The organism is Floccifex sp. (genome assembly GCF_051873555.1).
Taxonomy (GTDB): domain Bacteria; phylum Bacillota_I; class Bacilli_A; order Erysipelotrichales; family Erysipelotrichaceae; genus Floccifex.
In genome coordinates this window covers 1-10,507 of record NZ_JBJEEY010000083.1, presented here as the reverse complement: position 1 = coordinate 10,507, position 10,507 = coordinate 1, and the positions used below count along the sequence as shown (strand labels likewise).

General features: G+C 32.5%; 11 protein-coding genes. 9 read left to right on the top strand and 2 right to left on the bottom strand.

The features are described 5' to 3' along the window. The first annotated feature begins 73 nt into the window (after positions 1-73). The 9 genes from ACI32A_RS05135 to rpsI all read left to right on the top strand — a co-directional run bounded on the left by ACI32A_RS05135 (position 74) and on the right by rpsI (position 6,085). Positions 74-658: an O-methyltransferase gene (locus ACI32A_RS05135; protein ID WP_439753962.1), complete on the top strand. Its 585-nt coding sequence runs from the start codon at positions 74-76 to the stop codon at positions 656-658. Continuing rightward, positions 655-1,071: a hypothetical protein gene (locus tag ACI32A_RS05130; RefSeq protein WP_439753961.1), complete on the top strand. Its 417-nt coding sequence runs from the start codon at positions 655-657 to the stop codon at positions 1,069-1,071. The genes ACI32A_RS05135 and ACI32A_RS05130 overlap by 4 nt, the downstream gene beginning before the upstream one ends. 68 nt (positions 1,072-1,139) lie before the next feature. Continuing rightward, positions 1,140-1,967 (top strand): energy-coupling factor transporter ATPase, encoded by an 828-nt coding sequence (locus ACI32A_RS05125; RefSeq protein WP_439753960.1) that lies wholly within the window; start codon positions 1,140-1,142, stop codon positions 1,965-1,967. After that, positions 1,943-2,803: an energy-coupling factor transporter ATPase gene (locus tag ACI32A_RS05120; protein WP_439753959.1), complete on the top strand. Its 861-nt coding sequence runs from the start codon at positions 1,943-1,945 to the stop codon at positions 2,801-2,803. The genes ACI32A_RS05125 and ACI32A_RS05120 overlap by 25 nt, the downstream gene beginning before the upstream one ends. Then, positions 2,796-3,596 carry an energy-coupling factor transporter transmembrane component T family protein gene (locus ACI32A_RS05115; RefSeq protein WP_439753958.1) on the top strand — a complete coding sequence of 267 codons (801 nt, stop codon included), beginning with the start codon at positions 2,796-2,798 and terminating at the stop codon, positions 3,594-3,596. Before ACI32A_RS05120 ends, ACI32A_RS05115 begins: the two co-directional genes overlap by 8 nt. Further along, positions 3,593-4,327: a tRNA pseudouridine(38-40) synthase TruA gene (truA, locus tag ACI32A_RS05110; RefSeq protein ID WP_439753957.1), complete on the top strand. Its 735-nt coding sequence runs from the start codon at positions 3,593-3,595 to the stop codon at positions 4,325-4,327. The genes ACI32A_RS05115 and truA overlap by 4 nt, the downstream gene beginning before the upstream one ends. After that, a complete protein-coding gene (locus ACI32A_RS05105) occupies positions 4,320-5,132 on the top strand; it encodes a histidinol-phosphatase (RefSeq protein ID WP_439753956.1) in 813 nt (270 codons plus the stop codon). Before truA ends, ACI32A_RS05105 begins: the two co-directional genes overlap by 8 nt. A 100-nt stretch (positions 5,133-5,232) precedes the next feature. Further along, entirely contained in the window at positions 5,233-5,670 is a 438-nt protein-coding gene (gene rplM / locus ACI32A_RS05100; RefSeq protein ID WP_439753955.1) for a 50S ribosomal protein L13, read from the top strand. Positions 5,671-5,683: 13 nt separating this feature from the next. Then, on the top strand, positions 5,684-6,085 hold the full coding sequence (gene rpsI / locus ACI32A_RS05095) for a 30S ribosomal protein S9 (protein WP_439753954.1): 402 nt from the start codon (positions 5,684-5,686) through the stop codon (positions 6,083-6,085). A gap of 106 nt (positions 6,086-6,191) precedes the next feature. Here the strand turns inward: rpsI and ACI32A_RS05090 are convergent, their stop codons facing one another. Then, complete coding sequence (locus ACI32A_RS05090) at positions 6,192-7,439, bottom strand: RNA-binding domain-containing protein (protein ID WP_439753953.1); 1,248 nt, start codon at positions 7,437-7,439, stop codon at positions 6,192-6,194. A gap of 386 nt (positions 7,440-7,825) precedes the next feature. Next, positions 7,826-9,211, bottom strand: a complete 1,386-nt coding sequence (locus ACI32A_RS05085) for an ATP-binding protein (RefSeq protein ID WP_439753952.1) — start codon at positions 9,209-9,211, stop codon at positions 7,826-7,828. Positions 9,212-10,507 lie beyond the last annotated feature (1,296 nt).

Genomic DNA, 10,507 nt, shown 5'->3' with positions numbered 1-10,507 from the left:
TGCTGCTCCAATGGCTATTGTTGAATTTGTGAAGTAGATTTCTACTTCACTTTTTTAAAAGTTTGAGGGTTTTATGTCGATACAAGATGAAATGAAGGAATTTGCGCAAGACCATGCAATTCCAGTGATGATGGATGAAGGACAATCTTTTTTGATTTCCAAAATCAAAGAAAATCGTTGTATGTCTTTTTTAGAAATTGGAACGGCTATTGCTAAAACGTCTATTTTAGTGGCTTCTTTGTCAGATGAAATGAGAGTAGTGACAATTGAGCGTAATCCAGACATGATTGAACAAGCTAAATTGAATATTGAAAAAGCGGGTTTTCAAAATCAGATTACATTAATCGAAGGCGATGCCTTGGAAATTGAAAATCCTGAAGGTTTTTTTGACTGTATTTTTATTGATGCGGCAAAGGCACAGTATACAAGGTTTTTTGATAAATATTGTTCGTTGTTGTCAAAGAATGGTATAATTATAACAGATAATATGGAATTTCATGGATTGGTTAAACATCCTGAAAATACAAAAAATCGTAATACTCGCCAATTGGTTTTAAAAATTGCGAAATACCATGATTATTTGGAAAGCTTATCGGATTTTGAAACGGAATTTTATTCAATTGGTGATGGAATTGCACTTACAAGGAGGAAATCATGAAAGGATTAAAGAAAATGGGGTTGGCGGCTATTGTTGGTTTTGCTGCTGCTTCCATTGTTACAAAAAAACTCTATGAAAAGAAAAAAGATAAAGAGTTGGATGAATTTTTGCTTCCTGAAGAAGATGAAACTATAGTCATTCATATTGAATCGTCTTTAGAAGATGATATGAAACAAATAAAGAGTAGTCCCGTTTTGTTTTTGTTTACAATGGATTCGAAAGAACAAGCAATGCTGTTCCAGGATTTATTAGCCCAGAAAGGTTTATCAAGTACTATTGATGTAAATACCAATGGAATTGAGGTCATGTTTAATGATGAAATCAATGAAGTAAATAAATCAGATTTATTAAAGAGTTTATTAGAGATTTCACATAAAACGAATGCAAAATATGAAGGATATCATTTGAAATGATATCTTTTTCTTTTATTAAAGTTTTATTTTCGTTATAATGATGTGGCAAAAAGGAAGTGGTGAATGAAATGAATGCGATTGAATTATCCCATATTTCTTTTTCTTATGACAACCAGGTCGATGTTATTAAAGATGTTTCTTTGGCTATTCCTAAGGGAAGTTATACAACAATTGTTGGCCAAAATGGCTCTGGAAAAAGTACCATTGCAAAATTAATTATTGGTTTACTGGCATCTAAGTCTGGAAAAGTCTATGTCATGGGTAAAGAATTAAATGAAGAAAATGTATACGATGTTCGTTCTCATATAGGTATTGTGTTTCAAAATCCAGATAATCAATTTATTGGTTCTACGGTTGCTGATGATATTGCCTTTGGATTGGAAAATCATTGTGTAAAACAAGAAAAAATGCAAGCCATTATTGAAGATGTTGCAAAACGTGTTGGTATGCAGGATTTTTTGAATAGCGAGCCAACAAAATTATCAGGTGGACAAAAACAAAGAGTCGCAATTGCGGGTATCTTGGCTATGGAGCCAGATATCATTATTTTTGATGAATCAACGAGTATGTTGGATCCACAAGGAAAAGCAAGTATCAATCAGCAAATTAAGAATTTACATAAACATAAAAATATTACGATTCTTTCTATTACGCATGATATGGAAGAAGTGGCTCAAAGTGAGCATGTAATTGTTTTAAATAGTGGAAAAATTGTAATGGAAGGAAAGCCAATGGATATTTTCAAACAAGAAGAAGTTTTGAAACAAATGAAGCTAGATGTTCCTTTTGCGTATCGTTTTTCAAAAAAATTAAAGAAAGAAAAAATTATTGATGATTGTGTTTGTACATTAGAAGAGGTGGTGAATCAGTTATGTCAATTGAAATCCATGATTTAGAACATACATACAATGCTGGTTCTGCTTTTTCTCATGCAGCTTTAAAAGGCGTGAATTTATCAATTCCAGAAGAAAAAATTACTGCGATTATTGGACAAACAGGATCTGGAAAATCGACTTTGGTTCAGCATTTAAATGGTTTGCTTCTTCCTACAGCTGGTTCACTGGAAGTATGTGGTTTTCATATTCAGCCTTTATTGAAAATTAAAGACATAAAAAAACTTCGAAAAGAAGTGGGTCTCGTTTTCCAGTTTCCTGAATATCAGTTGTTTGAAGAAACCATTGAAAAAGATATTGCCTTTGGTCCTAAAAACTTTGGGGCAACAGAAGAACAAGCCAGCGACTTAGTTCATAAAATTTTACCAATCGTTGGATTGGATGAATCATACTTGGATCGTTCTCCATTTGAATTAAGCGGAGGACAAAAAAGACGAATTGCCATTGCTGGAATTTTGGTATTAAATCCTAAGGTTCTTGTTTTAGATGAGCCAACAGCGGGATTGGATCCACAAGGGGCCAAGGAAATGATGACTTTGTTTATGAATTTAAATCGAAAAGAAAATAAAACGGTTCTATTAGTAACGCATGATATGGAACATGTGATGCGTTATTGTGATCATGTGATTGTTATGGATCAAGGAAATGTGTTGCATGAAGCCGATGTGAATGATTTTTTTCAAAATCCGGATTGGTTAATTCAAGTTGGAATCAATCCACCAAGCATTATTCGTTTAAAATTAAAATTAATTGAAAATGGTTTTCAGATTCCGGATTCTATTTTAGATGAAGAGAGTTTGTTAAAGTGTATTAAAGGGCAGGTGAAGATTTGTGAATAATTTTGCGTTAGGGAGTTATTTGCCATTGGATTCGCTTGTTCATAAAATGGATCCTCGTTCTAAAATTATCATCATGTTGTTGTTGATGATATCTATTTTCATTCCGTCAGGTGTTATTGGATATATTATTATTGGTGTTTTTATTTGCATTACTTTATTGTTGTCAAAATTAAGTATTCAATATGCTTTACGCTCTATGAAACCTATGTTATTTATGATGGTTTTTTTGCTGGTGGTTAATGTTTTAGTCATTAAAACAGGGGTGCCATGGATTCAGTGGGGATGGTTTTCCATTTATTCCGATGCGATTTATCAGACTCTGTATATTGTGATTCGCTTGTTATATATGATCATTATCACAACTATTTTAACGGCAACAACAAAGCCACTGGATTTAACACTGGGAATTGAAAAGCTATTTAAGCCATTGGAAGTTATAAAAATTCCAGCTCATATTATTGCGATGATGATTAGTATTGCTCTGCGTTTTATTCCAACATTAATTGAAGAAACACAGAGAATTATGAATGCACAGGCTTCTCGTGGAGTGGATTTAGAAAATGGTTCTTTAAAAGAAAAAGTAATGGCAATTTTGTCATTGATTGTTCCTTTATTTATTTCTGCTTTTGATCGAGCCGATCAACTAGCTAATGCCATGGAAGCTAGAGGATACAATCCAAATGCAAAAAGAACGCGTTATAAAGTCTTGAAAATGACTGGTTTAGATTACATTGGATTGACAGGCGCCATTCTTGTTCTTGTTGCCAATATTGCCGTTGCGGTGGTTTTATGATTCTAAAAGTCACTGTAAGCTATGATGGATTTGATTATGCGGGTTGGCAGCGTCAAGAAAATGCATTGGGAATTCAGGAAGTTATTGAAAATTGTTTATCAAAAATACATAAAACTAAAATAGAAATTGTATCCAGTGGAAGAACCGATGCCAAGGTACATGCACTAGGGCAAGTTTTTCATTTTGAACCAAAAGTTATTATGCCTTGTCAGAATGTTCAAAATGCATTGAATACTTTATTGCCTGATGATATTCGTGTATTAAAAGTAGAAGAAGTCGATGATTCTTTTCATGCTCGTTTTAGTGCAAAATCCAAACGATATGATTTTTTGTGTACATATGACGTTGATAATCCTTTTATATATCGATATGCACAAAAGTTATTTACGAAACTAGATGTGCAAAGTATGAAAGAAGCGGCTCAATATTTTATAGGTGAACACGATTTTACAAGTTTTTCTTCTAGTAAAATTGATCCTCGTAAGCCTAGAATAAAAACCGTGTCTCGATTGGATATTTATGAGGAAGACCAGAATGTTCGTTTTGTATTTGAAGGAAACGGTTTTTTGCGTTATCAAGTGCGAATGATGACGGGCACATTAATTGCAGTGGGACGTCATCAAATTGAAATTGAAGATGTGAACAAGATGTTAATGGCAAAGAATAAAGATGTCTGTCGATATAATGCACATCCTCATGGGTTATATTTAGTGGAAGTAAAATATGAATAGAATAAATTTTCATACTCATACAAAAAGATGCCATCATGCGATTGGTTTTGATGAAGAATTTGTTGTCAAAGCCATTGAAAATCGATATGACATTTTAGGCTTTTCGGATCATTGTTGCTGGAAATATAATACAAAGTATCAATCACGAATGCGTATGAGTTTATCAGATTTTAAGGGATATAAAAACAGTGTTTTAGATTTAAAAGAAAAATATAAAGATTATATTGATATTCGATTGGGCATGGAAGCAGAGTATTTTCCAAAATACATGGATTGGATGCTTGATTTCTGTATGAAAGAAAATATTGAATATTTAATATTAGGAAATCATTTTTTTCGTTCCGATGAGTTTGGGTGCTACTATGGACATTGTCCAGAAAATCGAATTATGGATTATTTTGAAGATTGCATTCATGGAATGGAAACAGGAATGTATGCGTATTTAGCGCATCCAGAGTTGATTTTAAGAGGACAGGCTTGGAGTGATGAAATGGAAATGGGGTTTCATCGGGTGTGCCAAAAAGCTAAGGAATTAGATATTCCTTTGGAATATAATGTATTGGGAATGCAGATGAATCAGAAAATGGGATTTGAAATGTATCCAAATAAGAAGTTCTGGGATATTGCTTCCATTTATCATAATAAAGCAATTATTGGAATGGATGCTCATCAGGTTTCAGATTTAGATGCGGATTTGTATGATTATGCACTCTATAAGTTATCAAGTTTTGATGTAAAAATTGTGCAGGAAATTCCAAAAATCGATTATCAGAATTTAAAGAAAAATTTTATGAAAAAACCTTGAGTTGTCATTGACATTTCAAGGTATTTTTCTTAATATATTACTTGGCTAAACTCTGGCCTTTTGAGCCCCGGTAACGCTCAAATCAAGGAGGAAAAAAGAAATGCGTCAAACAACAATGGCAAAACCTGCCGAAGTCGTACGTACATGGTATGTAATTGATGGTGAAGGACAAACCTTAGGTCGCTTGGCTACAACTGCTGCTCATGTATTAAGAGGTAAACACAAACCTACATATACACCAAATGTTGACTGTGGTGATTATGTAATTGTGATTAATGCCGACAAAGTCGAAATGACTGGAAACAAATTAGAAACTGAAAAATACTACAATCACTCAGGATACTTTGGTGGTTTAAGAGTTCGTAGTGCGAAAACTATGAAAGAAAAATATCCTGTTGAATGGGTAGAAAGAGCAATCAAAGGTATGTTGCCTCATACTAAATTAGGGGATGTTCAACGTGGACATGTATTTGTTTATGCTGGAAATCAACATCCACATGTTGCTCAAAAACCAGTTGAATTAAAGGTGAAAGGATAGGGAGGAATAGAAAATGGCTAAAAAAGAATTAGTTCAATATTTAGGAACAGGACGCCGTAAATCTTCTGTTGCTCGTGTGTTCTTGAGACCAGGAACTGGGAACATTGTAGTTAACGGTCGTTCTTTGGATGAGTATCTTCCAATGGAAACTTTACGTATGGTTGTTAAATCACCATTAGAATTAACGAATACATTGGATCAATTTGATGTATTAATTAATGTACATGGTGGTGGATATACAGGACAAGCTGGTGCAATGCGTCATGGTATTACTCGTGCTTTAATGGAAGCAAGTGCAGATTACCGTCCAGTATTAAAAGCAGCTGGTTTTGTGACACGTGACCCACGTATGAAAGAACGTAAGAAGTACGGTTTAAAGGCTGCTCGTCGTGCACCTCAATACTCGAAACGTTAATCAAATTTATCGTCAAGAGACAACAAGATCACTCATTTATTTGGGTGGTCTTTTTCTATTGAGCAAAAGAAAACCTGATGATTAACTCATCAGATTTATGTTTAAGTTATAAATGATATTTTGTAGCTTTACCGTTTCCAACAATTTTGACTATGCCTTCATTTTCCATTTTCTTTAATAACTCTTTTACTTTTGATCTTCCAAATGGAACATAAGGCATTATTTCACTGATAGACATATTTTGAGTTTTACTCAATATTTCATATAAAATCGCTTGATCTTGTTCCATGTCATAATTCTTATCATGGATCGGCAGTATAATCTGAATTGTATTTGTACTGACATTAAAAATAGGTTTCTTTATACTATTTTCATAGGTTTGGTTTATCCTTAATATACCAGTGCCAAATATTTCGACAATTCCTAAACGATAAAATACATTACTAATAATTGGGTTGCGCCTCAATGATATCATTCCTTTTAAATATTCATCTTTGGTTATTCCGTTTGGTAATCCACCAGGTGATGAAATTTCGATTTTATCATTAAACATAGAGATTCTTATTCTAGCATTTAAATCCCATGATCTGTGAATTAAAGCATTTGCCAATGCTTCACGGAAGGCTTCTTCAGGGATTAATTCGACTTTATTACGGTAACTTCCATTAATTTCTTCATATTGATAGTAATCTTTATAAGTTTCAATAGCCTTTTCATACATTTTTAAGATAGATATGTTTTCGAGAATGATTCTTTTTTTAATTATATTAATAGTATCCCCAAATATTGCAATATCGATACCAGGGAAAGTATTATTGTCAGATAAAATATTGGCTGCATTATTATACCCGTTTTTTTCATTAAAAAGGTTTAATGTTTTTAATGTGTCATTATTGAATGATTCGATTTGAATATGTTGTATTAATTTTTCTGCTAGATAGTTAAACTCCAATCCTTGTGATTCTGAACTTAGTTCTTCGTAATTCATTTTTTTGCTTTCAAGTATTAATCTTGTTAGCTCGAATGTATCAACTTCTATGGTAGCAGTATCGTTTCTCTTATATGCTTTTGAATTATAAAAATAAGGTTTATTATTCCCTTCAAAAACTGTCAATGTAATTGTTGTATTTTTGTTAACTGTAATAGAGTATTTTGGTTGAGGAGTAATACTATCGTTAATTCTGTTTTCAATATCAATGCGAACATCTTCTGGATTTTCAATTCCTTTTATGTTGCCATCATCATCAATTCCAAAAATGATTTGTCCATCTCCATAATTGGAAAATGCACTTACTGTCTTTAAAAATGTTTTGGTTATTGATTCTTTGAACTCCAATGTTGCGGTTTCGTTCATAGATGCTTTTCTCCCTTCATAGTATTCTGGATTGCAATTAAATTATACACGAAAACGGCCGCAAAATCAACCAAAACAAAATACGGCCGAAATATAGCCGGCTGTATAGTGTTGTATATCAACATGTGTTAAGAACTTCTTCTCAAAAACTGGAAAAAATGTAGTATAGTAGGCCTGATAAAGTAGCAACTAAGTAGCAATAAAGCAGCAAACCAAAATAAAAACCTTATTTTAAGGGATATTTTGGCTGTGGAAATTCTCACGGAATTCTCGAAACGTTAATCAATTTTATCGTCAAGAGACAATCAAGATCACTCATTTGAGTGGTCTTTTTCTTTTATATGTAAAAAGCATCAGCAAATTTACTGATGCAAAAAAGATTAAATTTAAATAAATAAATCATCAATTTCAAGTAGCACTGCACCATCAATGGCAGCCTGCCTTTTTACAGGTTCTGTATATCCTGAGCGACTAATAAAATACAGATATTTTTCTTTGATATCCGGGAATGCCTTTGTGACTGTTACAAGATCTTCATATTCACCATATGGCATAGGAGAAGACATGAACTTGCATTCCATAAATATTGCCTTATTTCCACTTCTGTCGATTGCCATGACATCCACATCGTCTTGTGCTTTTATTACTGGGTTATTACCCCACCATTTTCCAATAGTAAATGGAATGAAAGGTAATTTTCTTTCTTTAGCTTTACGAATCAAATATTCTTTTGCAATCTGCTCAAATGCATTGCCCATTAGGTTGGAAATATCGTTGATAATTTCTTTAGACGCTTCATCTTCACCTAACATTGCATAATATGTGTTATTGGTAAATTGATACCTGAAATAGAATCTAAAGAAATTGTCTTTAATTACATAGATTGATTTACGTGAATTATTGTTTTCACCACAAGGTACAGCTTTTTCTACTAATCTTAATGTCTGTAATGTCAATAAATATTTTGCTACTTTTGCCTTGTCTTCATGAATGTAATTGGCGATTTCTATGATTTTGTTTCTTCCAGAAGCAATAGCTGAAAGAATAGAGTTATAGATATTTGTCTCTCTCAATTCTGCTTTTAAAAGATTGTCAGGTTCTTCATACAAATAAGATCCTTCTTTAATAATATTGAATGCAATATTAGTTTGAATGTCTATTTTTGGATTGAAAGCTTCAAGATATCGCGGAATGCCGCCAAGAATACAATAACTGATTAGTTTTTGTTCATTTGAATAATCTGGAAAGAATGCAGCACTTTCATAATAATCAAATGGTTTGATTTCAAGCGTAGAAGTTTGTCGATCATGCAAAGGTGATTTGTTTCCCATAATTTCATTTTCCATGATACTTACAGAAGAACCACACAGAATTAAAAAGATATTCTTATTTTTCCAATCGTGATCAATGGTATGTTGTAAAATTGATTTGATAGTTGGATTCTCTTGAACAATATATGGAAACTCATCAATAATAATTGCAGTCCTATCTGTTACCTTTTTTGAAATATAGTCAAAGGCAGCTGTCCAGCTTTGAAAAGAAGCAATATATGTATGATCAAAATGAAGCTGTACAGTTTTTGAAAAATCTTCGAGATTAAGTGTATCATTTTTTTCTCTGGCAGGATAGAAGATTGAATTGGTATGTTTGCTGAATTCCTGCAGCAACGTTGTTTTTCCAACTCTCCTTCGTCCATACATGACTAAGTATTCAAAACGATCACTTTCATAAAGAGAATCTAGGTGTTGTAATTCTTTTTCTCTTCCTATCATGGCATCACCTCAATTTAGTTAACTCATAAGTAGTATACTCTTAAGTTAACAAATAGTCAATTCCTAAATGCGTCGTATTAAGGAAAATATCTAAATCTGCCATTATATTTTATGAAAAATTAACTATAAATAAATTCATTCAAAAGCCATTAGTTAGTAGTGGATATGTAAAGGAGTTGAATGTTCATTTTATTAGACAAACTGCAATGTAATTGTTTTATTTTTGTTAACTGTAATAGAATATTTTGGTTGAGGAATAATACTATCGTTAATTCTGTTTTCAATATCAATACGAACATCTTCTGCATTTTCAATTCCTTAGCAACTAAAACAAAATACGGTTGGAATATAGCCGACTGTATAGTATTGTATATCAACGTGTGTTAAGAGCTTCTTCTCAAAAAATTGAAAAACTGTAGTATTGTAGGTTAAATAAAGTAGCAGCTAAGTAGCAATAAAGTAGCAAACCAAAATAAGATCCTTATTTTAAAGGATATTTTGGCTGTGGAAATTCTCACGGAATTCTCAAAACGTTAATCAAATTTATCGTCAAGAGAAACCAAGATCACTCATTTATTTGGGTGGTCTTTTTCTTTTGATTTAACAAAAATATCGTACATTTATTTAGTTATCAACTATGTTTTTTGGCCTTGTCAATTGCAAGTGTTCAATAAGCGTTTGCATTAGAAAAGCAGATTTAATTGAATCTGCTTGACTAGATGTTGTTCTTTGTATATTGCTTATTGCATATTTGCTTATCATCTGCTTGATTGTGTTGACCTTTTCTTTATCATAGATATAAGAATGTCTTTCTTTTACAAAGTTTATGCTACCACATTTTTCATAACTATAACGCGGAATCTGTTGGATGTGATAGTGATTGTTAGGCCCATTACACATTGTGCACATATAGACTCTTTCACATTGAAAAACATCCTTGATGATGATCATGAATTGTTTTGTAAACCGGATTATCTTTTCATTTAAATAGTCCGGAGCTTCACTCATGTTGTGATAATGAACGATTGACGAAATACACATATGTCTATTTGCCCTAGAGGATTACCAATAAAGAAGCATTCGATATCTTCATCTTCATATAGCATCTTGTCATTGTTGTTGCCATAGAGGATACCATTGTGTTTCCTGTTAAAACAGGTAGGACTTATTCCCAAGTTCACCAGCTCACCGGGTGAAAGTTTCAATATTTCCTTTTCATCAATTTGCATCACCTCTATTTAATCGCTAAGTTCAACTAAAAAGTTGATAATTGTACGTCAATAATGTCAATTTCAG

Coding starts and splice junctions, on each gene's coding strand:
- ACI32A_RS05125 (WP_439753960.1), top strand. CDS start 1,140: ATGAATGCGATTGAATTATCCCATATTTCTTTTTCTTATGACAACCAG.
- rpsI (WP_439753954.1), top strand. CDS start 5,684: ATGGCTAAAAAAGAATTAGTTCAATATTTAGGAACAGGACGCCGTAAA.
- ACI32A_RS05090 (WP_439753953.1), bottom strand. CDS start 7,439: ATGAACGAAACCGCAACATTGGAGTTCAAAGAATCAATAACCAAAACA.
- ACI32A_RS05130 (WP_439753961.1), top strand. CDS start 655: ATGAAAGGATTAAAGAAAATGGGGTTGGCGGCTATTGTTGGTTTTGCT.
- ACI32A_RS05135 (WP_439753962.1), top strand. CDS start 74: ATGTCGATACAAGATGAAATGAAGGAATTTGCGCAAGACCATGCAATT.
- ACI32A_RS05120 (WP_439753959.1), top strand. CDS start 1,943: ATGTCAATTGAAATCCATGATTTAGAACATACATACAATGCTGGTTCT.
- ACI32A_RS05105 (WP_439753956.1), top strand. CDS start 4,320: ATGAATAGAATAAATTTTCATACTCATACAAAAAGATGCCATCATGCG.
- ACI32A_RS05085 (WP_439753952.1), bottom strand. CDS start 9,211: ATGATAGGAAGAGAAAAAGAATTACAACACCTAGATTCTCTTTATGAA.
- truA (WP_439753957.1), top strand. CDS start 3,593: ATGATTCTAAAAGTCACTGTAAGCTATGATGGATTTGATTATGCGGGT.
- rplM (WP_439753955.1), top strand. CDS start 5,233: ATGCGTCAAACAACAATGGCAAAACCTGCCGAAGTCGTACGTACATGG.